The following is a 22,028-nucleotide window of genomic DNA, read 5'->3' as shown; positions in this document are numbered from 1 at the left end:
TTACGCTTCCAATCAAACAGGATTGACGCCAGCACCAATCAGCGCTTGCTCAAATTTATCCAGGAAAATCGCCAACTCATCGTTGGTGATCAGCAGTGAAGGCAGCAGACGCAACACTGCGCCATGACGGCCACCGCGCTCCAGAATCAGACCTGCTTCGAAGCACTTCTTCTGCAGCAGAGCAGAGAGCTCGCCGTCAGCTGGGAAGCTGCCCATATGATCGGCTGCTTCGTTCGGTTTAACGATCTCGATACCAATCATCATGCCGAGACCACGCACGTGACCAATAACCGGGAAGCGTTTCTGCATCGCGATCAGCTGCGCTTTCAGCCACTCACCCTGCGCCGCAACTTTATCGGCGATATTCTGCTCTTGCAGAATTTTCAGCGTGGTCAAACCGGTTGCCATCGCCAGCTGGTTGCCGCGGAAAGTGCCGGTGTGATGGCCAGGTGACCAAACGTCAAACTGCTTTTTGATGCCTAATACTGCCAGTGGCAGACCACCACCAACCGCTTTAGACATGACGATGATGTCTGGCTCAATGCCCGCATGTTCGAAGGCGAAGAATTTACCGGTACGGGCAAATCCAGCCTGAACTTCATCAAGGATCAGCAGGATGCCGTGTTCCTGGGTGACTTTGCGGATGCGCTGCAGCCACTCAGCCGGCGCCGGGTTAACTCCGCCTTCACCCTGAACGGCTTCGAGGATCACCGCGGCAGGCTTGCGTACGCCGCTTTCCACGTCATTGATCAGGTTATCAAAGTAGTAGGTCAGCGCTTTTACGCCAGCTTCACCACCGATGCCCAGCGGGCAGCGATATTGATGCGGATAAGGCATGAACTGGACTTCTGGCATCATGCCGTCAACCGCTTCTTTCGGTGACAGATTACCGGTGACGGACAAGGCACCGTGCGTCATACCGTGGTAGCCGCCAGAGAAGCTGATGACACCGCTACGGCCAGTGGCTTTTTTCGCCAGTTTCAGCGCGGCTTCAACGGCGTCGGCGCCAGAAGGACCGGTGAACTGCAGGCAGTATTCTTTACCCTGGCCTGGCAGCAGCGACAGCAAGGATTCTGAGAACTGATCTTTCAGAGGCGTAGTCAGATCTAGAGTATGTAACGGCAAGCCGCTGGTAATGACATTTTGTATGCTCTGCAGAACATCAGGATGGTTGTGACCCAGTGCCAGCGTCCCTGCGCCAGCCAGACAGTCAAGATATTGTTTATTCTCAACATCTGTGATCCACACGCCATGGGCTTTAGCGATCGCTAAAGGCAATTTGCGCGGGTAACTCCTGACGTTTGATTCAAACTCGGCCTGACGGGCCAGGAATGCGTCGTTGTTTCCGTTGAATGAGTTGGCACCAAAACTATCAATACGGACTTTATCCGTCATCATATCTCTCCTTCAACCGGGGCTCGCATTGGCTTGCCGATTGACTAATTGAATAAAAAAGTAACAACCGTGAAAAAAACGCGGCCAATATAGAGCCTTTTGACCTACATCACAATGATTAATTTTGTTTAGAATTGTTTACTCTTTCCATATATGAATCAGGGCGTTGGCCAATAATTGGCCGCCTGTTTTGCTACCACAAAATGAACTGGTTAAAAAATAATCGAATGAATAAAGAGACTTATCGCTGAAAGAGCAATCCACGGGCCAAAAGCAATGACGTGATTAACCTCTCGCTGCCAGGCCATTCTGGAAATCAAAACACATAAAATAGCGCCACTAGAAGCGAACAAAAGCACAGAGGGTAAAAGAGGCCAGCCCAGCCACGCGCCCATCGCGGCGAGCAATTTGGCATCTCCCATGCCCAGGGCTTCAAACCCTCTTAGCCTTTGATGAATTTTAGCCAATAGCCATAAAGAGAGGTATCCCGCCACAGCACCTATAACGGCTTCGTTTAACGGTCCCGCTAGCCAGCCCATTGTTTTAAATAGCAGTCCAGCCCATAGCAACGGCAGAGTAATAACATCTGGCAACAGAAAATGCTCGATGTCGATCCACGCCAGCACCAGTAACGACCAGATAAACAAGAGTGCTGGCACTAAATGTTTATCGAAGGGTAAATAGCAGGTAAGCGACAGCGCAGAGAGTGAGGTGAGTATTTCCACCAGTGGATAACGCATGCTCACCACGCACCCACAGTAACGGCATTGACCTCGCAACCACAGCCAGCTCAGTACCGGGATATTATCGCGCCAGCGCAGAGGCGTTTTGCACTGTGGGCAGTGTGAGGCGGGATAAAACAGGGTGGCCGCTACTTCATCCTGCTGCAATTGTAACGGCAGGCGAGAGATCACCACGTTGAGAAAACTGCCGATGGCCAAAGCCATTAAACCGCCTATCAACCAATACGCCACTTCCATTGTCATTCCTCTTATGCCGTCCAGGCTTGTTGATGGCGAGAGACATTACGCCGAAGCGTGCATAGCGGCGAGCGGAAAGACGAGATTACAGGGAGTTACAGCAAAATTGCCGATCGGGATCCAGAATTCGGTAAAAAACAGGGCAAGGTCAACGTGTCACGATTGCTGTTTAAACAGTTGAATCGCCTCCTGTACGTTACTGGTGGCAAGTGACATAACACAGTCATTATTGAGGTACACATCATATTGACCGGCATTGTAGCGAAAAACGTACAGATCGCCGCGATAGCGCAGTCCTTTGGTTTTAACGCCAATATGATGGCGGCGCAACGCAGCCTGAGAAAGTCTGTCTGTCGCTGTTCTCATTGCACTCTCCTTCAAAAGATTAGTCGGCATATCCTGACATAGTGTGAGGTCACAACCTTAACATAACCTTAAGAAGAGTATAGTTTATAAGTTAACTTATTGTTTAAAAGCGTTTTATTAGTATCGACTCATGTACATGCCGTGCGTTCTGCTCCCCGTCACACAGATGCAACCTGGCTATTGCTTAAATAAGGCCACATTCCCTCCTTCTTCTACCAATCTTCAACATCTCAGAAAAAAGCCACTAAGTTAACGACCCATTTAATGTTCCGTTAAGTATTCATCCGTATTTTGTTACACAGGGCGATAAAGCAACAAAATTTATGTTTTTCCGACTGAATCGATTATTAACAATTCGTGCTACGCAATTTGCGTGGTTTAACCTACGTTTAAACAGCAGGTTACTTAATGTTAGTGATGGAAACACTTAGCCGCATATTGCAGCTGGCCCTAATACAGGTAGTTCAAGGCGTTAAACGTTAAGGTGAGTTTATGAATTTCCTCCCATTTTCGCGTCCATCATTGGGCGACGAAGAGTTAGCAGCCGTTAAAGCAGTGTTTGAATCCGGCTGGATCACTACCGGGCCACAAAACGCAGCTCTTGAAGCGGCTTTTTGCCAGCTAACGGGTAATAAGCATGCAATTGCGGTTAGCTCTGCTACTGCAGGAATGCATGTCACGTTGCTGGCACTGAATATTCAGCCGGGCGACGAAGTGATTACGCCATCCCTTACCTGGGTCTCTACCATCAATATCATTACCTTGCTGGGCGCCACGCCGGTCATGATTGATATTGATCGCGATACCCTGATGGTTACGCCTGAACAAATCGAAGCAGCAATTACGCCTCGAACGCGCGCCATCATTCCCGTGCATTACGCCGGTGCGCCAGCCGATCTTGCTGCCATACGCGCCATTGGCGAGCGTCATGGCATTCCGGTAATAGAGGATGCCGCCCATGCGGCAGGGTGTTATTACCAGGGACAGCATGTTGGCAACCAGGGCACGGCGATTTTCTCATTCCATGCCATCAAAAATATGACCTGTGCCGAAGGCGGCCTGATTGTCACGGATGATGATGAGCTGGCCGATCGTATGCGCAGCCTGAAATTCCACGGTTTAGGCGTTGATGCTTACGATCGCCATACGCACGGGCGCAAGCCGCAGGCGGAAGTGATCATGCCGGGCTTTAAATACAATCTGCCTGATATCAGTGCCGCCATTGCGCTGGTCCAGTTGAAGAAACTTCCTGCCATCAATGAACGCCGCGCCGCCATTGCGCAACGCTATCTCGTCGGGTTAGCCGATACGCCTTTTATGCCGTTAGTTCAACCGCACTGGGCGCATCAGCATGCCTGGCATCTTTTCATTATCCGTGTTGATGAAGCCACCTGTGGCCTAAGCCGCGATGCATTAATGGAAGCCTTGAAAGCACAGGATATTGGCACTGGCCTGCATTTCCGCGCTGCGCATACCCATAAATATTATCGCGAGCGCTATCCGCATCTTTCCCTGCCCAATACGGAATGGAATAGCGATCGCATCTGCTCAATACCGTTGTTCCCTGATATGCGCGATGAGGACGTTGATCGCGTGATAAGTGCTTTGCGACAGATCGCTGGAGTTTGACATGCTGGAAGAAAAAACCATTCGTAAAGTCTCCGTGGTAATCCCGGTGTACAACGAAGAGGAGAGCCTGCCCGAACTGGTGCGTCGAACCGATGCTGCCTGTGCAAGTGTTGGGCTCGATTATGAGATTTTGCTGGTGGATGACGGCAGCAGCGATCGCTCAGGCGAGATGATCTCTGACGCTGCCACTGTGCCGGGCAGCCATGTGGTGGGCGTATTACTCAATCGTAACTATGGCCAGCACTCGGCGATCATGGCGGGATTTAGCCACGTGAGCGGCGATTTGATTATTACGCTGGATGCCGATTTGCAAAATCCGCCAGAAGCAATCCCCAATCTGGTCAACGCGGCGCTGCAAGGCTATGACGTGGTAGGAACTGTGCGACAGAACCGTCAGGATAGCTGGTTCCGTCGCCGCGCCTCGCGCACCATCAATCAATTGATTCAGCGCGTAACCGGTAAAGCGATGGGCGATTATGGCTGTATGCTGCGCGCTTATCGCCGTCATATCGTCGATGCAATGCTGAACTGCCATGAGCGCAGCACGTTTATTCCCATTCTGGCGAACACCTTTGCCCGCCGCACCATTGAATTACCCGTCGCTCACGCCGAGCGCGAGTTTGGTGACTCAAAGTACAGCTTTATGCGGCTGATTAACCTGATGTACGACCTCGTCACCTGTTTAACCACCACGCCACTGCGTCTGCTGAGTATCGTAGGGAGTTTGATCGCGCTTCTCGGTTTTGCCTTCTCTCTGGTGCTGATTGTGCTGCGTTTGTTCCTTGGCGCAGCCTGGGCGGGTGACGGCGTATTCCTGCTGTTCGCGGTGCTGTTTATTTTTGTTGGCGCACAGTTTATCGGTATGGGCTTACTCGGCGAATACATCGGGCGTATTTATAACGATGTTCGTGCCCGTCCGCGCTACTTCATACAACGTGTTATTAATTCACAGAAAGATGCCTCTTCTGTACAGGAAATTGAGCAATGAAAACAATTGTCTTCGCCTACGCCGAAATGGGCTGTGCTGGTATTTCTGCCTTACTGAACGCTGGTTTTGAGATCGACGCTATTTTCACCCATGCGGACACCTCGCCTGAAAGCCACGCTTTCCCTTCGGTGGCACGATTGGCCGCTGAACATGGCATTGCCGTGTATGCACCGGAAGATGCCGATCATCCACTGTGGGTTGACCGCATCAAATCGATGGAGCCCGACTTCATCTTTTCGTTTTACTATCGCAAGTTATTAAGCGACAACATCCTCAATTGCGCACGCGTGGGGGCTTTTAACCTGCACGGTTCGCTGCTGCCGAAATATCGCGGTCGTGCGCCTCTTAACTGGGTGCTGGTCAACGGTGAAACAGAAACGGGCGTCACGCTACACCGCATGGTGAAACGCGCCGATGCGGGTGACATTGTGGCGCAGCAGCGCGTGGCCATTGACGAGCAGGACAACGCTTTAACGCTACATCGAAAACTGGTGGCCTGTGCTACCCAGCTGCTGGAGCAGGCGCTGCCTGGGTTGCTGCGAGGTGACATTGTCACAACACCGCAGGATCATAGCCAGGCGACGATGGTAGGACGCCGTACACCGGAAGATGGCCGCATCAAGTGGGAGCAATCTGCGAAATCGATCAACAACCTGGTGCGGGCGGTAACCGATCCGTGGCCGGGCGCGTTTGCCTTTGCCGGTACGGTTAAATTCGTGGTGTGGAAAGGGCGCGTTCATTGCGCTGAGCATCAGGCAAAGCCGGGCATCGTCTTATCCGTTGAGCCGTTTATGATCGCCTGTGGAGAAGGCGCGCTGGAAGTGATTACCGGGCAAGTCGATAACGGTGTCTATATGAACGGCAGCCAGCTGGCGCAGAGCCTTGGCATGGTGAAAGGGGCATTGCTTTATTCTCAGCCGGTGGCGGCGGTGAAGCGCCGTACACGCGTGCTGATCCTCGGCGTGAATGGGTTTATCGGGAACCATTTGACCGAGCGCCTGTTGCAGGACGACAACTTCGAAGTCTATGGCCTGGATATTGGTTCTGATGCCATCAGCCGCTTCCTCGATCAGCCTCGCTTCCATTTTGTGGAAGGTGACATCAGTATTCACTCCGAATGGATTGAGTATCACATCAAGAAATGTGATGTGGTGCTGCCGCTCGTGGCGATCGCCACGCCGATTGAGTACACCCGCAATCCGCTGCGCGTGTTCGAACTGGATTTCGAAGAGAACCTGAAAATTATCCGCGACTGCGTTAAATACAAAAAACGCATTATTTTCCCCTCGACGTCTGAAGTGTACGGCATGTGTACCGACCAGCATTTCGATGAGGATCATTCCAATCTGGTTGTTGGCCCCATCAACAAGCAGCGCTGGATCTACTCGGTCTCCAAACAGCTGCTTGACCGCGTAATCTGGGCATACGGTGAGAAAGAGGGCCTGCGCTTTACGCTGTTCCGCCCGTTTAACTGGATGGGGCCGCGCCTCGATAACCTCAACGCCGCGCGTATCGGCAGTTCACGCGCCATCACGCAGTTGATCCTTAATCTGGTGGAAGGTTCTCCGATCAAGCTGATTGACGGCGGCGCGCAGAAGCGCTGCTTCACCGATATTCGCGACGGTATTGAAGCGCTGTTCCGCATTATCGAGAACAAGCAGAACAACTGTGATGGTCAAATCGTCAATATCGGCAACCCGGAAAACGAAGCCAGCATTAAAGAACTGGCTGAGCGCCTGCTGGCCAGTTTTGAGCGCCATCCGCTGCGTAGCAATTTCCCACCGTTTGCGGGCTTCCGCGAAGTGGAAAGCAGCAGCTATTACGGCAAAGGTTATCAGGACGTTGAACATCGTAAGCCATCGATTAAAAACGCCCGTCGCTTGCTGGATTGGACGCCAACAGTTGAGATGGAAACCACCATCGATAACACGCTGGACTTCTTCCTGCGCACCGTTGAGCTGCAGGATAAGCCATGAAGAAAATAGGTTTGCGCGTCGATGTCGATAACTGGCGTGGCACCAAACTGGGTGTCCCGGCGTTGCTGGAGCAATTCAGTTTGCATCAAATGCAGGCGAGTTTCTTCTTTAGCGTAGGGCCCGACAACATGGGGCGCCACTTGTGGCGCCTGATTAAGCCGCGCTTCTTGTGGAAAATGCTGCGTTCCCGCGCAGCATCACTATACGGTTGGGATATTTTACTGGCCGGCACCGCCTGGCCAGGACGTGAAATTGGTCGTGGCCTTGAGGAGATCATCAGTGCCACCGCCGATCACCATGAAGTCGGTTTACATGCCTGGGACCACTTTGCATGGCAAACCTGGGCGGGGGTCTGGCCGCAGGAAAAGCTGGTTGAGCAGATAGCAAAAGGTAAAAGTGCGCTGGAAGCGATTATTGGTGACAACGTCACCTGTTCTGCCGTGGCAGGCTGGCGCGCAGATGGCCGTGTGGTGGCTGCCAAACAGGAATTTGGCTTTCGCTATAACAGCGATTGTCGCGGCTCCGGGCCATTCCTGCCGCTTTTAAGTAATGGCAGCGTAGGCACCGTACAAATTCCAGTCACCTTGCCAACCTGGGATGAAGTGGTGGGACAAGCGGTCAGCGCTGCCGACTTTAATGACTACATTCTGGAAAAAATGCTCGCTGCAACCGGTTCGCCGGTTTACACCATTCATGCCGAAGTGGAAGGAATCGTTGGGTTAAAGGCGTTCGCCGATCTGTTGAAGCGCGCTGAACAACACAACATTCAATTCTGCCCGTTGAGTGCCTTATTGCCAGACGATCTCAGCACGCTGCCGCAGGGCAACGTGGTGCGCGGACATCTTGCCGGGCGCGAAGGCTGGTTAGGCTGCCAACGTTAATTCTTACAGGACTCACGGATGCGAACAGGCACCAAAACCGCGCTGCTCATAGCACTCTTTGCGCTTTATTATCTGATCCCCATTGAATTCCGCGCCTTATGGCAGCCGGACGAAGCCCGTTACGCTGAAATCAGCCGCGAAATGCTGTTCAGCGGTAATTGGGTAGTACCGCACTTCTTTGATTTGCGCTATTTCGAGAAGCCAATTGCCGGGTATTGGGTGAATAACATCGGCCAGTTACTGTTTGGCCATACCAACTTTGGCGTGCGCGCTGGCGCGATTATCAGTACCACATTCAGTGCGTTACTTATCTACTGGCTGGCTAAAAAAATGTTCGCCAGTCAAAAAGTTGCGTTAAGCAGCAGCGTCATCTTCCTCACCTCGCTGTTGGTCTATGGCATTGGTACTTACGCCGTGCTCGATCCCATCTTAATGCTGTGGCTGGTTGCGGCGATGTGCAGCTTTTGGCTGGCGGCGCAGGCAACATCTACGCAACAGCGCGCGTGTGGGTATGTGCTGCTCGGGGCCGCGTGCGCCATGGGTTTTATGACCAAAGGTTTCCTTGCTCTGGCGGTCCCGGTATTGGCGATTTTGCCCTGGGCCATCTGGCAGCGGCGTTTCACCGAGTTGCTGCGCTGGGGGCCATTGACCATGGTGGTTGCTGCACTACTCAGTTTGCCATGGGCGCTGGCCATTAATCGGCAGGAAGGGGACTTCTGGCACTACTTCTTCTGGGTTGAACATATTCAGCGTTTTGCTGAGGCAGATGCCCAGCACAAAGCACCTTTCTGGTATTACATACCGGTGCTGCTAGGCGGATGTTTACCGTGGCTGGCACTACTGCCGGGATCGCTGGCGGGTGCATGGCGTCAACGCGGTCAAAATGCTGGTGCGGTTTATTTATTGAGTTGGGTACTGCTACCGCTGCTGTTTTTCAGTATCGCCAAGGGCAAACTACCAACCTATATATTGCCTTGCTTCGCCCCGCTGGCGCTGCTGATGGCGCATTATGCCCACAGCGGTTCTGCCTCTGTCGTTAAGGCGTTTAAAGTGAATGGCTGGATCAACTTACTGTTCGGCGCCGTGACGACGCTGGTTGTTCTCATTGTTCTGGCTCCGTGGGGCGTAGCGCACCGTCCGCTGTACGCCAGCGATGAACTGCAGCGCGTATTGTGTGCAGCACTGGCTTTTGCTGGCTGGGGCATATTGGGTTGGATGAGTCGCAAACCGGAAAATGGCCGCTGGCAGTTAGCCGCCCTTTGCCCATTGGTGCTGGCGCTGCTGGTCGGTTTTGCCATCCCCCAAAAGGTACGCGATTCCAAGCAGCCGCAGAGTTTTATTAGCGCAGTGCACGACCAGCTGGCGGATAGTCGTTATCTGTTAGCCAACAATCCCGGCGTGGCGTCAACGGTTGCCTGGGCGTTGCAGCGTAGCGATATCAACTTCTACGATGCCAAAGGGGAGTTGCAATACGGCCTGAGCTATCCGGATGCACAATCTCACTTTATTGATGCGGACGGATTTGCTGACTGGCTGCGCGTGCATCGTCGCCAGGGGAAAGTTTCGCTGGTGCTGATGTTGAATTCAGGTGACAACACGCCGGATAAAAACTTGCCAGAACCCGATGATGTCTATCGTCAGGGCCGTTTAGTCTATTACGGCTATGATGCAACACCATGAATCTTGTGCTGATCTTACTGGTAAGTGTGCTGAGCTGCGCCGCCCAACTGTGCCAAAAGCAGGCGGCGTATCTTGGCAGCCGTCAGGGTAAAAAGCGGCTGATATTATGGATTGCGCTGAGCGTGCTGCTGCTCGGCGTGGCGATGTTGCTGTGGCTGATGGTATTGCGCATGGTGCCTGTCGGCATTGCTTATCCGATGATGAGTCTTAACTTTGTGCTGGTCGCATTAGCCGCGCGGCTGATCTGGCGCGAAACCTTCACCTCGCAACAGTGGATCGGCACGCTGGTGATAATGGCGGGCGTGGCGCTGATGGGCAGTCATCTATGAAAGGACTAATGCTGGCCTTGTGCAGCGTACTGCTGGTGTCGCTGGCGCAGTTGGTGCTGCGCACGGCGATGCTGGATTTTCCGCCGCTGCGCGAGTTGATCAATCTACAGCACCTCAAGCCACTGCTGCTGTTAGCCATCGGACTTGGCGCATATGCGCTCTCAATGGTGTGCTGGATGCTGGCGCTGCGCCATTTGCCGCTCAATCGGCTCTATCCACTGCTGAGTTTGAGCTATGTGCTGGTTTGGCTGGCAGCGATTTCATTGCCGATTATGGGGGAGTCGTTCCGCTGGAGCAGCTTTGCTGGCGTGGTGTTAATTGTCATTGGCTTGCTCATGGTTTCGCTGCCGAGACGGAAATGATTCTCTGATATCACATGGCCAAGCGACAGAGCGGCATTCTGCCGCTCTGCTCAACAAATTAATGTTGCTGCCATTGATGATATTCGCCGTTGCGACGGCGCGGTGCAGTTTCAGGCAGCCTTATGAGACCGATAACGGAAATCACCCCTAATACCGCAACATACAGCGCCAGGCCGTACCAGTGACCGCCGGTCATTTGCAGGATTTTTACGGCGACCAAACCGAGCACGCCGCTGCCAATCAGCGAGCCCACCTGCCAAATCACCGCAATACCGCTGCAGCGAATGTGAGTGGGAAACAGCTCCGGAAACCACGATGCCTGCGGCGCGTAACACATGCTGTGACCCAGTGTCAGGGCGACAATCATCGCGATTTGCGTCAGCCAATAGCTGTTTTGCTGTAGGGCAAGGAAGAACGGCACGATGGCAATGACAATCAGCAGCGTACCCATCATATATACCGGCTTGCGGCCAATTTTGTCTGACAACGCGCCCATGAGTGGAATGGCAAACACCTCGAGAATCACCGCCACGATCATGCTATTCATCAGAATGCCAGAATCGAGATTGTTAGCTTTGCCCCACGCCAGAATAATCACCGTGAACAGGGCAAAGGCACAGGCTTCAATCAGTTTGGCGGCGACACCGTTAATGACCAGGCGTGGATTCCCGCGCATCACCTCTTTTAACGGGCGTGATTCTGCTGCTTTGGTTTCGCGAATAGCGGCGAACACCGGCGACTCATCAATGCGCAGGCGGATAAACAGCCCAACAATCACCAGCAATGCGCTGAGTAAAAACGGAACGCGCCAGCCCCAATCCATCATTTGAACCGGGGAGAGCGTGGCATTAAGAACGGCAAACAGCGCCAGCGGCAGCAGGAAACCCACCGGCGCGCCAATTTGTACCCAGCTGGCGAAGAAACCACGACGTGCGGGTTGTGCATATTCTGCGGTCATCAATACCGCACCCGCTTGCTCGCCGCCCACGCCAAAGCCTTGCAACAAGCGAATCAAAATCAACAGCACGGGAGCCCAGATGCCGATTTTTTCGTAAGTCGGCAGCAATCCGATGCAAAACGTGCCAAGGCCAACAATCAGGATGGTGGCCACCAGGGCTTTTTTACGTCCAACTTTATCGCCAATGTGTCCGAAAACGATGCCGCCGATTGGACGAGCGAGAAAGCCCACCGCATAGGTGGCAAAAGCGGCGAGGGTGCTGATGAGCGGATCGTGGCTGGGAAAGAACAGATGGCCAAAGAACAAGACGGCAGCGGTGCCATAAGCAAAGAAGTCGTAATACTCTGCCGCGGTGCCAATGGCGGATGCGCTTGCCACTCGTTTGATGAGTGAAGCATGATCTTTCTCGATCGCTGGCGTTTGGGTAAGGGTGGAAGAGGCCATAGCAAAAGTCCCTGAGGGTTGGTGTTCTACTACCATACAAGGATGTTTAAAAGGTTGTTGCGAAAATGATCACATATTGAAGGGGGTAAACAGTACGGCGCAGGTTAATCAATCAGGCTTTTACTGCGCGACAACCCGCTGCCGTGACGGCGCAACCTGTGGTAATGCATCTTTGCATTGTCACCCCAGCCATCTACCGTCGCACTTTCTGTTGCTTGTAACTCTCTTCTTAGCGTTATCCCGTGTATCATCGCCGCCTTTAAGCGGTTTTGTAGGGAATAAATGATGACGGAGATGACATTGTCCCGCCGCCAGCCTTCCGTGTGGTGGGGCGCGATGATTATTTGCGGCACCGTAGTGGGTGCAGGGATGTTTACGCTGCCGGTGGTGATGGCGGGCGCGTGGTTTGGTTGGGCGATGATCATGCTACTGGTCAGTTGGGGCGGCATGCTGCTTTCAGGCTTACTTTTTATGCGCGTCAGCCTCAGCTATCCGCCAGGCGCGGGCTATGACACCTTAACGAAAGATCTGCTGGGGCGTGGTTGGGCGATATTGAACGGGCTCAGTATCTTATTTGTGCTCGGCATTCTTACCTACGCCTATATCTCGGCCAGCGGCCCGGTGTATCAGCACTCTCTTAATCAGGCGGGTGTGCCAATTTCCACCGCAGAAGCAAAAGTGCTGTTAACAATCGGCGTGGCGGCAGTGGTGTGGCTCGGCACAACCGGCGTGAGTCGGCTGATGACCTTTTGCGTGCTGGCCAAGATTCTGCTTTTGATCCTGTTATTTGGGGGACTGCTCACGCAGGTCAATGTACCGTCGCTGCTTCAGGCGCCAGGCGCAGGGGAGCGTTACTGGCCCTACGCACTCGGGGTGTTGCCTTTTTGTCTGGCCTCGTTTGGCTATCATGGCAATATCACCGGGCTGGTGAGCTATTATGCGGGGAACAAAAAGCACATCACACAAGCGTTGGTTCTGGGCACGCTATTGTCACTGGCGTTGTATGTATTTTGGCTTACCAGCACCATGGGCAACTTGCCGCGCAGCGCGTTCCCTGAAATTGTGCAACAGGGCGGCGATATTGCGGCGCTGATGGCCGCGCTGCGTGCGCAACTGCACGTCAATGCGTTGTCATTAATGATGTCGATATTTTCGCATTTAGCGGTGATTGCCTCATTTCTTGGCGTCACGGCCGGCTTGTTTGATTTCATTGCCGATCGTCTGGGCTTAGGACATTCACCGACTGCGCGTTTTAAAACCGCTTGTCTGACGTTTCTGCCGCCGTTAATGGCCTCGATTTGCTGGCCGAGTGGATTTGTGGCAGCGATTGGCTTTGCCGGTTTATTTGCCACCCTGTGGGCGGTGATCGTTCCGGCGATGCTGGCCTGGCGATCGCAGCAGCGCTGTTCGATCGCGGTCGTTTTACTCTTTGCATTTGGTCTACTGAATATTCTGGCATGGGTGCTGAGCTGGTTTAAGCTGCTGCCAGAGTTTGTAGCGGAGTAACGGTCGCTGTTAGGGATATCCAGGTGCGTTTGGATGCGCACCTGGATATGATTTTCAGCCCTTATTCGCGACCAGCGTCCCTTTCAACCCATGGGGTTCGGAGCGCAAATACTGAGGGGGAGCCTTCGCTTGTGCGCCTAGTGCTGCAGCGGCATGCCACGGCCAGCGTGGGTCATAGAGTACCGCGCGGGCGAGTGCGATCAGGTCGGCATCGTCTTTCTGTAATGCATTTTCAGCCTGCTGCGGGTCGGTAATCAAGCCCACGCCAATCACCGGAATCTTCACCTGCTTACGGATATCATGCGCGAACGGCAGCTGATAGCCGGGCCCCACTGTAATATGCTGCTGCGGTGAAAGTCCCCCACTGGAGATATGCACATAATCGCTACCTGCAGTTTCCAGTTGCTGGCTGAAGGTGATGGATTGCTCAACATCCCAGCCGCCCTCAACCCAATCTGTAGCTGAAAGGCGAACCCCAACTGTAACTGAATCGGGCAATGCGCTGCGTACCGCGTGGAAAACTTCAAGCGGGAAACGCAGACGATTTTCCAGTGAACCGCCGTATTCATCCTGACGCTGGTTGCTCAATGGCGACAGGAACTGATGCAGCAAATAGCCGTGGGCGGCATGAAGCTCAATCAATTGGATGCCAAGACGCGCGGCGCGCTGCGCGCTGTCGACGAAAGCGGTTTTTAGTCGCTCCAAATCCTGCTTTTCCAGTGCCACCGGTGCACGGTCTTCTGGGTTAAAAGCGTGTGCAGAGGGGGCTACCGTTTGCCAGCCACCGTCATTCAGTGCCAGCTGGTGACCACCCAGCCACGGTGCTGCGCATGAGGCTTTGCGCCCGGCGTGACCGAGCTGAATGCCGATAGGGATATCAGAATAGTGGCGAATATCCTCCAGCACGCTAGCCAGCGCGGCTTCGGTTGCATCATCCCACAACCCCAGATCGCCCGGCGAAATCCGCCCTGCGGCTTCAACCGCCGTTGCTTCGATAATCAGCAAACCCGCCCCCGAAAGTGCGAGCTGGCCTAGATGGATGCGATGCCAGGCGCTGGCTTTGCCATCCTGGGCGGAGTATTGACACATCGGGGCGATCACGATGCGGTTGTCGAGCGTTAACTTACCCAGTTGCGTTGCGCTAAAAAGTAAACTCATTGAAACCTCATTAACAGTGGCCAGATGCCTTAAAGCTTAGGGCTAAAAGCGCATTTTGCAGAGTGGTATGAGTTTGAATGTTGTAGCAAAAAGTAAGTTAAGCGGAATGTGCCGCTGTTAACCGAACAGCATCGTTCGCGCGGTGATAAGCCTAAAACTCGCCACTGTGCCCCATCAAAACGCGGCTGAACGCCAACCGCGTGTTTTATCATTGCCGGTGCGCACCGCCAGTGACTGCGCCGCTCGTTGTGAACGCGCCATCACTTCCCGCTGGTTAAGCTGGGTAAATTCTCCCGCCCGCAACAGATAAGCACCATCCACAAATACATCACTGACTTCGTGGCCCAAAGCGGAGTAGACCAAAGATGAGACAGGATGGTGGATCGGCGTCATCGCAGGATGCGAGGTATCCACAATCACGACATCCGCTCGTTTACCCACTTCCAGCGAGCCGACCAGATGCTCAAGACCAATGGCGCGCGCGCCGTCGATGGTCGCCATCTCCAGCACTTTTTCAGCGGTCATTATTGTGGGATCGCGATGCACGCCTTTTGGCAGCAGCGCTGCCACTTTCATGGCCTGAAACAGATTGTGGTTATTGCTGCTGGCGGGGCCGTCGGAGCCTAACCCTACGGTTAATCCGGCGGCAAGCATTTCGGGAATCGGCGCCACACCCGAGGCAAGGTAGAGATTGCTGCAGGGATTGTGTGAGACGCGTGTGTCGTGATGCTTCAGCGCACGGATATCACGGGAGCTGCACTGCACGCAGTGTACCGCCAGCACATCCGGGCCGAGGAAACCGATATCGCTAAGGAACTCCGTATCGGTCGCCTGAAAGCGCAGCTTAGCCTGCTCGATTTCAAAATCGGTTTCTGCAACGTGGGTCGTGATCAGTACGCCGGTTTCATTCGCCAGCGCCCGTGTGCCACGCAGTACTTTTTCATCCAGCGCCCAAATCATGCTTGGCGCGAGACCAACTTTTACCCGTCCATCCGCCTTGTGATAGCGCTGAATCACATTACGTGCATCGGCTAGCGCCTGCTCCGGCGTTTCAATCAGTTCAGCGGGAATGCCGTGCTCAATGCCGCTGGTGAGGAAACCGCGGCAGACATGGCCGCGAATGCCGCTGACTTCAAAAGCGTCAATCACTTTAGCCGTCAAGTCTGGACGCGGATGGGCGTACATAAAATCAACCAGCGAGGTGACGCCAGAACGCAGCGATTCCACGCAGCCATGCAGCGCAGCGGCGTAGACGTCTTCCTCCGTCAGCGCCACGGCGCTTGGACCGGTCATGCAGGTGAACCACTTCTTCAGCACCATGTCGTCACCGAGACCTTTTAGCAGCGTCTGAAACAGATGCGTATGCGTATTCACCATTCCCGGCATGATAATACGCTCGCGGCAGTTGATGATTTCCGCTTCCGGATAGCGCTGCTGCAAGGCATCACGCGTGCCGATGGCGGCGATAAGGTTGTCTTCAATCAGTAAACTGGCCTGTTCCAGAATCTCGCGCTGCGGATTCATGGAGATGATCCAGCCGTCAGCCAGCAAGTAACTCATATGTTGCTCTCCAGCTGCTGTTGTAACTCTGCGGCATTCACCACAAAACCAAAGCACTGCTGTACGTTATACAGCGTGGCATCGCGACAATAGTCGGGCGAGGTCGTCGCGCTACAATCTTCCAGCAGCAGGCAGTCATAACCGCGGAAGTTGGCCTCTTGCAAAGTGCAGAGCACGCATTGATCGACATTGACGCCGGCAAACAACAGCGTGGTGACGTTGAGATTGCGCAGGATGCTATCAAGCTCGCTGTCATGAAACCCGGACATTCGGTATTTGTTGACGCGAATATCCGTATCGTTCGGCATGAGTTCATCCACTACCTCGGCCGCCCAGCTACCCGCCTGCAATACCGGCGCGCCGGAAACCGGTAACGGATCGCCTAAACCCACACCGGTGCCATACGGATTATAAACGTGCAGCAAAGCCGGACTGAGATTGAGTTTGTCAGCGCGATTGCCCCAGTTGAGCCAAATAACGGGCACCTCGGCGGCACGCAATGCTGGCAATAACGCTTGTAGCGGCGCAATCGGTGCGCGCGCGGGCGTGACATCCACACCAATGTGTCCGAGCCAGCCGTCGGGATGGCAAAAATCGTTCTGCATATCCACTACGATGATTGCAGTACTCTGTAAATCAAAGATCACCGATCGGTCGCGCGTGCCGAGCTTTACTGCGCGCACGGGTTGCTCCGGGCGTCGCATATCAATGACCTGCGCGGAGACACGCCACTGATTTTGGCGACTGCTGCCTAAAACGTTTTCTCCCATATCAGGCTCCTGTTAAGATGCGCAAATCTTCCTCATCCAGCGTGACAGGGTCACCGCTGCGAATCAGTTCGGAGAATCCCTCATTGGGCGTCATGACCGTCAGCGTATAGAGCTTGCACCTGCCGGTGTTGCGGATCGCATGATCATTACCCGGGTGCAACAGCAGGGAATCGCCTTTCTTAATCACTAACTCCTCATCGTTGCAGCGAGCGACGCCTTCACCATGCAGCACATAGAAAAACTCATGCGCGGTGGCGTGTTCATTGGGCGGCGTAGCACCGCCCACGTTGAAGATTTCCACCACAAAGATGTTCTCAATGCCATCCAGCGGTTTGTCGAACAAAATGGCGAAATAGTTACTGCTATCGGGACTAATACGGAACGCCTTCACATCCGCAAGAGAGTTGAAACGAAACGATTTCATCAGTTATTCCTTTCGATAAGGCTGCGTTAGCGCGCCGGGTTGAAATGTGCGTCCTACTACGCCGGACATTGCCAGGATGGTGAGAAGATAAGGCAGGGCCAGCAGCACCTGCGGAGGAAGCGTGTTTTCAAACAGCTGTAGCGACAGCTGTAATGCATCGGCTGCGCCAAAAATAAAGGCAGCCACCACCGCCTTGAGCGGACTCCAGCGGCCAAAGATAACGATGGCCAGTGCGATAAAACCTTGCCCGCTGACGATGTTGTCGCGGAATAAGCCAATCTGGGCGGTCACCAGATAGCTGCCGGCTAAACCCGCTCCTAAGCAGGAGAACATTACTCCCCATGTGCGGATCTTTACTACGTTAAGCCCGGCTGCATGGGCAGCGCGCGGATTTTCACCCACCGCGCGCAAAGAGAGGCCGAAGCGGGTATGGAACAGGCCAAAATGCGCCAGTGCCGCCAGTAGTAAAGTTAAATAGAGCGGCAGTGGCTGTTGGAACAGAATCGGACCGATGAAGGGTAATGACGAGAGCAGCGGCACATGCCAGGGTTCCAGCATGGGAATGGTTGGCGATGATTCGTTGCCCATCACCAGCGCATAAATCCAGGTGGCAAGGCCAGCGGCAAGAATATTGAAAACGATGCCGACCACAATTTGGCTGGCGTGGGCACGCAGATAGAGCGCCGCCAGCACGCAGCCGACCAGTAATCCTCCTACGCCACCGGCGATGAAGCCGAGTGCCGTTGAGCCGCTTGCTACCGCTACCATGTAGCTGGAGAGCGCACCCAGCAGAATGGTGCCTTCGATGCCAATATTTAACACGCCAGAACGTTCGCCATAGATTTCGCCCAGTGCGGCTAACAACACGGGACCTGCAAGCCGCACCGCTGCAGCCAGCCAGCTGACAAAGAACGCGGTGTCGAGATTAGCCCACAAACTCATGATTGCTTCTCCACCATTGGGCTGCGGGTTTTACGCAGGATGGGCAGGTTGATACGGTAATAGCGCAGCAAATCACCCGCCAGAATGAGTAACACCACTAAACTTTGCAGAATCAGCACTACTGACGTCGGCAAACCGGTTTGACGCTGCATCGCGCTGCCGCCGACTTCTAAACCGCCATAGAGAATTGCGGTAGGGATCACCAGCAGAGGATTGAGGCGTGCCAGCAAGGCGACGACCACGCCAATAAACCCGACGCCGCCAGAGATGCCTTCCATCAGCCGATGCTGCACGCCAAGTACCGCGCACAATCCTGCCAGCGCCGCCAATCCACCGCCGAGCAGCACTGCGCCCATTTGCCGACGATTGACATCAACGCCGCTGTAGCGTGCGGCGCGCGCATTAAGCCCGGCGATTTTGATTTCGAAGCCGGCGGGTGTGGCGCGCATTAGCCAGAAGACAAAGACGGTCGCAACCAGCGCAATGGCGATGCCCCAGTGTGCGCGCATGCCAGTCATGACAAACGGCAACCAGCTATCCACCGGTAAGCGTGGCGTTTGTGGCAGGTCGCCGGGCGCGCGCATTGGACCAGAAACCAAATATTGCACTATGAACAGCGCCACGTAGTTGGCCATCAGGGAAATCAGTACATCATTGCCGCCAAACCTGACGCGTAACGCGCCAACCCAGCCGGCCCAAATCGCCCCGGCGAGGAAAGCGGCGATCAGCACCAGTGGCCAATAAAGCAGCGCTGGAACGGCCCACGGAAAACCCTGAGGCGTCCCGGAGAGCGCAATCCAGCTGGCCGCCGCGGCACCCAGCAGAAAGCAACCTTCAAAGCCGATGTAGCCCAATCCAGCACGCCACACCACGATGGTTGCCAACGCAATCAACATTAACGGTGTGGATTGCACGATGCTAAGGCCTACGCTACTCAATGAGCCAAACGCGGCGTCAAACAGGAAGCCATACGCTGACAATGGATTACCGCCGAAAGGGATAAACAGCAGCCCAGCAATCACAAACGCCGTTACGATCCCGCAGCAGCTGGTTAACATCAGTGCGCTGGTGGATTCAGCGGGAGCCAGACGCCGCTCAAGCAGCTTCTTCATGGTTGCCTGCCCCTTTTTTGAGATGTGCGCCCGCCATCAGCTCGCCGAGGCGTTCTGGAGAAGCATCGACGGCGTTCATTTCCCCGGCGATCTGGCCGCTGTACATCACTGCGATGCGATCGGAAAGATTCATAATCTCTTCCAGCTCGGCGGAGATCATCAGAATGGCGCAGCCGCGATCGCGCGCGTTCATTAATCCTTGCCATACGCTCTCAATCGCACCCACATCCAGCCCGCGCGTCGGTTGCTCCACAATCAGCAGGCAGGGATTGCTGGCTACTTCACGGCCCAGAATCAGCTTTTGCAAATTACCGCCGGAGAGTTTTCCGGCTTCAAAATCGGCATCTGGCGTACGCACTGCAAAGCGCGCGATGATATCCCGTGCGTGCTGGCGAATACGTTGGCGATCCAACAGCCATCCTCGCGCGCGGGTAAAACTGCGCTGGCGACCAAGCAGGGCATTATCGGTGATCGAAAGATCGGTAACTGATCCAACGCCGCGCCGATCCGCCGGAATAAAACCGATACCTTTACTGCGGCGTGTAGCAGGGGAATCATCGCTGATATCTTCACCGTTGAGCAGAATACGGCCGGCTTCCAGCTCGCGTAGATTGAGCAGCGTTTCTGCCAGCTCGGATTGCCCATTGCCTTCCACGCCGGCAATGCCGAGGATTTCTCCCGCGACCACGCTCAGCGAAACGCGCCAGATTTTCTGCTGTCCGCTGGCGTCGCGCACCGCGATGTTATCAACTTGCAGCACGGTTTTACCCGGCTGGCACGGCGTTTTTTCCATACGCAGCACCACATCGCGGCCCACCATACGGCGTGCCAGGTCGCGTTCAGAGGTGTCTTTAATATCGACTGAATCCACCATTTTTCCGCCGCGCATCACCGAAACGTGATGGGCAATGGCCATGATTTCGTACAGTTTGTGCGTGACGATCACCACCGAACGGCCTTCAGCACACAGCGATTTCAGCGTGGCAAACAAACCTGCTTTCTCTTGCGGCGTGAGCACCGCAGTCGGTTCATCCAGAATCAGCACCTGCGCATCGCGATAAAGCAGCTTGAGGATCTCCACGCGCTGCTGCACGCCAATGGGCAGATGTTGTACTTTTGCCCAGGGATCAATCGCCAGACCGTGTTTATCTGATAGCGCCTGCAAACGCGCTGCCGCAGCATGCAAATTGAGTACGCCGCTGACGCTCTCTTTCAGCCCCAGTATCACGTTCTCTACCACGCTCATAGGCTGTACCAGCATAAATTCCTGGTGCACCATGCCGATGCCGCAGGCGATAGCATCGCTGGGATCGCGAAAGCGCTGCGCTTTGCCATCCACCACAATGCTGCCTTCATCGGCCTGATACAAACCGTACAGGATCTGCATCAGCGTGCTTTTGCCTGCGCCGTTCTCGCCCAGCAGCGCGTGAATTTCTCCGGCTTTAATGCTGAGTGACACATCGTCATTTGCCACCACGCGTGCGAAGCGTTTGGTGATGTTGTTAAGCGCGACGCGTATGTTTGCCGTTACTGTCATGAGTCGATTCCGCTTATCAAACCACTGGCTTCAGTGTGCCGTTGTCCAGCTGTTGCCAGATCTGCTGGAATTTATCCCAGGCGCTGGTGCTCACCAGTTTGGCGTTATAACGCTCGCTGCCGTTAACTATTGACCAGGCTTTGCCCACCGTAGGCTGCCACTCCTGGCCACCTTTAAAGGTTTTATTGGCCACCGATTCACCCACTTGCTCCACCATCCAATCGAGATTCTGGCGGAAACTGCAGGCAACGTAATCCGGCGCGACACTACGCTGATCCACATAACAACCAAGGACTTTGACTTTCGCCGCCGCCGCGCCTTGTATGGCTCCAAGCCCCGTGACGTCTGCCGCATGCCAGATCACATCCGCACCGTTGCCGATCATGGTGGTTGCGGCCTCGCGACCTTTCGCGGCGTTATCATAATCGCCGGTTACCACGCCCAAGCCTTTCATACCCGGGCGGGTTTTCTCTGCCGCCTGGATGAAGGCTCGCATCATCGCCTGCTGTGTGGGGTTATCGCCGCCGCCGACAAATCCTACTGCTTTACCGTTATCAGAGATCAGCGCGGCTAGCGCACCTGCAGCATAAGCACCTTGCACATAGGCGAGATCGATGTACTCCACGTTACCCGGCGCTTTTTCATCGGGCTTAAAGGTGGAAGCGAAGAAATAGGTATCCGGATATTCGGGGGCGATTTCAGCGAAGGCTGAGCCGTATTCAAAACTGTGCCCAATGATCAAGGTGTAACCATCATCGGCGTAGCCGCGAATGGTTTGATCCATCTGCGCCTGGGTGATGCTTTCGCTATGGGCGACGGTAAAACCGGCTTTTTGCAGGCTTTGCAAGCCAACATACGCCAGCGAACTCCAGCCGCCATCGGCAACCGAACCGGGCAGCAGCAGGGCGATTTTTATATTGTTATTCGCTGCCATGGCTTTGCGCGACAACATGGGTGCCAGCGCGGGTAACAACAGCGCGCCAGCCACTAACTTCGCAAATTTTCTGCGGGATACGTCTGCCATCATGTGT

Annotated in this window: 20 protein-coding genes; 8 read left to right on the top strand and 12 right to left on the bottom strand. The window is 54.5% G+C overall.

Annotated features, from left to right (window positions below; all coding sequences use genetic code 11):
* Positions 1 to 12: 12 nt before the first annotated feature.
* The 3 genes from ACIP6T_RS13845 to ACIP6T_RS13835 all read right to left on the bottom strand — a co-directional run bounded on the left by ACIP6T_RS13845 (position 13) and on the right by ACIP6T_RS13835 (position 2,741).
* Complete coding sequence (locus ACIP6T_RS13845; protein ID WP_097097854.1) at positions 13 to 1,398, bottom strand: diaminobutyrate--2-oxoglutarate transaminase; 1,386 nt, start codon at positions 1,396 to 1,398, stop codon at positions 13 to 15.
* Positions 1,399 to 1,607: 209 nt separating this feature from the next.
* Positions 1,608 to 2,381 (bottom strand): prepilin peptidase, encoded by a 774-nt coding sequence (locus tag ACIP6T_RS13840; RefSeq protein WP_176519234.1) that lies wholly within the window; start codon positions 2,379 to 2,381, stop codon positions 1,608 to 1,610.
* Positions 2,382 to 2,531: 150 nt separating this feature from the next.
* Positions 2,532 to 2,741, bottom strand: coding sequence for a hypothetical protein (locus tag ACIP6T_RS13835; RefSeq protein WP_097097856.1), 210 nt, complete (start codon positions 2,739 to 2,741; stop codon positions 2,532 to 2,534).
* Between the two features lie 492 nt (positions 2,742 to 3,233).
* On the opposite strand from ACIP6T_RS13835, the gene arnB reads away from it, so the two are divergent.
* From arnB to arnF, 7 genes are read left to right on the top strand one after another with little or no spacing between them, the layout of a single operon-like run.
* On the top strand, positions 3,234 to 4,370 hold the full coding sequence (gene arnB / locus ACIP6T_RS13830; protein ID WP_345830784.1) for a UDP-4-amino-4-deoxy-L-arabinose aminotransferase: 1,137 nt from the start codon (positions 3,234 to 3,236) through the stop codon (positions 4,368 to 4,370).
* Between the two features lies 1 nt (position 4,371).
* Positions 4,372 to 5,358, top strand: coding sequence for an undecaprenyl-phosphate 4-deoxy-4-formamido-L-arabinose transferase (gene arnC / locus ACIP6T_RS13825; RefSeq protein ID WP_400457790.1), 987 nt, complete (start codon positions 4,372 to 4,374; stop codon positions 5,356 to 5,358).
* Positions 5,355 to 7,334 carry a bifunctional UDP-4-amino-4-deoxy-L-arabinose formyltransferase/UDP-glucuronic acid oxidase ArnA gene (gene arnA, locus ACIP6T_RS13820; RefSeq protein ID WP_400457788.1) on the top strand — a complete coding sequence of 660 codons (1,980 nt, stop codon included), beginning with the start codon at positions 5,355 to 5,357 and terminating at the stop codon, positions 7,332 to 7,334. Before arnC ends, arnA begins: the two co-directional genes overlap by 4 nt.
* Positions 7,331 to 8,215: a 4-deoxy-4-formamido-L-arabinose-phosphoundecaprenol deformylase gene (gene arnD / locus ACIP6T_RS13815; RefSeq protein ID WP_400457786.1), complete on the top strand. Its 885-nt coding sequence runs from the start codon at positions 7,331 to 7,333 to the stop codon at positions 8,213 to 8,215. Before arnA ends, arnD begins: the two co-directional genes overlap by 4 nt.
* Before the next feature lie 18 nt (positions 8,216 to 8,233).
* On the top strand, positions 8,234 to 9,895 hold the full coding sequence (gene arnT, locus ACIP6T_RS13810; RefSeq protein WP_400457784.1) for a lipid IV(A) 4-amino-4-deoxy-L-arabinosyltransferase: 1,662 nt from the start codon (positions 8,234 to 8,236) through the stop codon (positions 9,893 to 9,895).
* Positions 9,892 to 10,224 carry a 4-amino-4-deoxy-L-arabinose-phosphoundecaprenol flippase subunit ArnE gene (gene arnE / locus ACIP6T_RS13805; RefSeq protein WP_400457782.1) on the top strand — a complete coding sequence of 111 codons (333 nt, stop codon included), beginning with the start codon at positions 9,892 to 9,894 and terminating at the stop codon, positions 10,222 to 10,224. The genes arnT and arnE overlap by 4 nt, the downstream gene beginning before the upstream one ends.
* The gene (gene arnF, locus ACIP6T_RS13800; protein WP_097097863.1) at positions 10,221 to 10,586 is read left to right on the top strand and encodes a 4-amino-4-deoxy-L-arabinose-phosphoundecaprenol flippase subunit ArnF; all 366 of its coding nucleotides are present in this window, start codon (positions 10,221 to 10,223) and stop codon (positions 10,584 to 10,586) included. The genes arnE and arnF overlap by 4 nt, the downstream gene beginning before the upstream one ends.
* Positions 10,587 to 10,644: 58 nt before the next feature.
* Here arnF and ACIP6T_RS13795 read toward each other — a convergent pair whose 3' ends face one another.
* Positions 10,645 to 11,988 (bottom strand): MFS transporter, encoded by a 1,344-nt coding sequence (locus ACIP6T_RS13795; protein WP_097097864.1) that lies wholly within the window; start codon positions 11,986 to 11,988, stop codon positions 10,645 to 10,647.
* A gap of 285 nt (positions 11,989 to 12,273) precedes the next feature.
* On the opposite strand from ACIP6T_RS13795, the gene ACIP6T_RS13790 reads away from it, so the two are divergent.
* Entirely contained in the window at positions 12,274 to 13,494 is a 1,221-nt protein-coding gene (locus tag ACIP6T_RS13790; RefSeq protein ID WP_400457779.1) for an aromatic amino acid transporter, read from the top strand.
* Positions 13,495 to 13,548: 54 nt separating this feature from the next.
* On the opposite strand, the gene ACIP6T_RS13785 is transcribed toward ACIP6T_RS13790, so the two are convergent.
* From ACIP6T_RS13785 to ACIP6T_RS13750, 8 genes are all read right to left on the bottom strand, one after another.
* Positions 13,549 to 14,652 (bottom strand): NADH:flavin oxidoreductase/NADH oxidase, encoded by a 1,104-nt coding sequence (locus tag ACIP6T_RS13785; protein ID WP_400457778.1) that lies wholly within the window; start codon positions 14,650 to 14,652, stop codon positions 13,549 to 13,551.
* Positions 14,653 to 14,826: 174 nt separating this feature from the next.
* Positions 14,827 to 16,212 carry an amidohydrolase family protein gene (locus ACIP6T_RS13780; protein ID WP_400457776.1) on the bottom strand — a complete coding sequence of 462 codons (1,386 nt, stop codon included), beginning with the start codon at positions 16,210 to 16,212 and terminating at the stop codon, positions 14,827 to 14,829.
* The gene (locus ACIP6T_RS13775; protein ID WP_097097868.1) at positions 16,209 to 16,982 is read right to left on the bottom strand and encodes a cysteine hydrolase family protein; all 774 of its coding nucleotides are present in this window, start codon (positions 16,980 to 16,982) and stop codon (positions 16,209 to 16,211) included. Before ACIP6T_RS13775 ends, ACIP6T_RS13780 begins: the two co-directional genes overlap by 4 nt.
* A gap of 1 nt (position 16,983) precedes the next feature.
* Entirely contained in the window at positions 16,984 to 17,406 is a 423-nt protein-coding gene (locus ACIP6T_RS13770) for a cupin domain-containing protein (RefSeq protein WP_097097869.1), read from the bottom strand.
* 3 nt (positions 17,407 to 17,409) lie between these two features.
* Entirely contained in the window at positions 17,410 to 18,348 is a 939-nt protein-coding gene (locus tag ACIP6T_RS13765) for an ABC transporter permease (RefSeq protein WP_400457775.1), read from the bottom strand.
* The gene (locus ACIP6T_RS13760) at positions 18,345 to 19,460 is read right to left on the bottom strand and encodes an ABC transporter permease (RefSeq protein WP_400457773.1); all 1,116 of its coding nucleotides are present in this window, start codon (positions 19,458 to 19,460) and stop codon (positions 18,345 to 18,347) included. The genes ACIP6T_RS13765 and ACIP6T_RS13760 overlap by 4 nt, the downstream gene beginning before the upstream one ends.
* Positions 19,444 to 20,997, bottom strand: coding sequence for an ABC transporter ATP-binding protein (locus ACIP6T_RS13755; RefSeq protein WP_400457772.1), 1,554 nt, complete (start codon positions 20,995 to 20,997; stop codon positions 19,444 to 19,446). Before ACIP6T_RS13755 ends, ACIP6T_RS13760 begins: the two co-directional genes overlap by 17 nt.
* A gap of 16 nt (positions 20,998 to 21,013) precedes the next feature.
* Positions 21,014 to 22,024: a BMP family protein gene (locus ACIP6T_RS13750; protein WP_345830756.1), complete on the bottom strand. Its 1,011-nt coding sequence runs from the start codon at positions 22,022 to 22,024 to the stop codon at positions 21,014 to 21,016.
* Positions 22,025 to 22,028 lie beyond the last annotated feature (4 nt).

The sequence above is a fragment of the Pantoea sp. NPDC088449 genome, assembly GCF_044753225.1.
GTDB classification, from domain to species: Bacteria; Pseudomonadota; Gammaproteobacteria; order Enterobacterales; family Enterobacteriaceae; genus Pantoea; species Pantoea floridensis.
This window is presented reverse-complemented; position numbering and strand designations above follow the sequence as displayed.

Bases quoted from the DNA above. Each gene is read 5' to 3' on its own strand.
- ACIP6T_RS13845 (WP_097097854.1), bottom strand. From the start codon at position 1,398: ATGATGACGGATAAAGTCCGTATTGATAGTTTTGGTGCCAACTCATTC.
- ACIP6T_RS13840 (WP_176519234.1), bottom strand. From the start codon at position 2,381: ATGACAATGGAAGTGGCGTATTGGTTGATAGGCGGTTTAATGGCTTTG.
- ACIP6T_RS13835 (WP_097097856.1), bottom strand. From the start codon at position 2,741: ATGAGAACAGCGACAGACAGACTTTCTCAGGCTGCGTTGCGCCGCCAT.
- arnB (WP_345830784.1), top strand. From the start codon at position 3,234: ATGAATTTCCTCCCATTTTCGCGTCCATCATTGGGCGACGAAGAGTTA.
- arnC (WP_400457790.1), top strand. From the start codon at position 4,372: ATGCTGGAAGAAAAAACCATTCGTAAAGTCTCCGTGGTAATCCCGGTG.
- arnA (WP_400457788.1), top strand. From the start codon at position 5,355: ATGAAAACAATTGTCTTCGCCTACGCCGAAATGGGCTGTGCTGGTATT.
- arnD (WP_400457786.1), top strand. From the start codon at position 7,331: ATGAAGAAAATAGGTTTGCGCGTCGATGTCGATAACTGGCGTGGCACC.
- arnT (WP_400457784.1), top strand. From the start codon at position 8,234: ATGCGAACAGGCACCAAAACCGCGCTGCTCATAGCACTCTTTGCGCTT.
- arnE (WP_400457782.1), top strand. From the start codon at position 9,892: ATGAATCTTGTGCTGATCTTACTGGTAAGTGTGCTGAGCTGCGCCGCC.
- arnF (WP_097097863.1), top strand. From the start codon at position 10,221: ATGAAAGGACTAATGCTGGCCTTGTGCAGCGTACTGCTGGTGTCGCTG.
- ACIP6T_RS13795 (WP_097097864.1), bottom strand. From the start codon at position 11,988: ATGGCCTCTTCCACCCTTACCCAAACGCCAGCGATCGAGAAAGATCAT.
- ACIP6T_RS13790 (WP_400457779.1), top strand. From the start codon at position 12,274: ATGACGGAGATGACATTGTCCCGCCGCCAGCCTTCCGTGTGGTGGGGC.
- ACIP6T_RS13785 (WP_400457778.1), bottom strand. From the start codon at position 14,652: ATGAGTTTACTTTTTAGCGCAACGCAACTGGGTAAGTTAACGCTCGAC.
- ACIP6T_RS13780 (WP_400457776.1), bottom strand. From the start codon at position 16,212: ATGAGTTACTTGCTGGCTGACGGCTGGATCATCTCCATGAATCCGCAG.
- ACIP6T_RS13775 (WP_097097868.1), bottom strand. From the start codon at position 16,982: ATGGGAGAAAACGTTTTAGGCAGCAGTCGCCAAAATCAGTGGCGTGTC.
- ACIP6T_RS13770 (WP_097097869.1), bottom strand. From the start codon at position 17,406: ATGAAATCGTTTCGTTTCAACTCTCTTGCGGATGTGAAGGCGTTCCGT.
- ACIP6T_RS13765 (WP_400457775.1), bottom strand. From the start codon at position 18,348: ATGAGTTTGTGGGCTAATCTCGACACCGCGTTCTTTGTCAGCTGGCTG.
- ACIP6T_RS13760 (WP_400457773.1), bottom strand. From the start codon at position 19,460: ATGAAGAAGCTGCTTGAGCGGCGTCTGGCTCCCGCTGAATCCACCAGC.
- ACIP6T_RS13755 (WP_400457772.1), bottom strand. From the start codon at position 20,997: ATGACAGTAACGGCAAACATACGCGTCGCGCTTAACAACATCACCAAA.
- ACIP6T_RS13750 (WP_345830756.1), bottom strand. From the start codon at position 22,024: ATGATGGCAGACGTATCCCGCAGAAAATTTGCGAAGTTAGTGGCTGGC.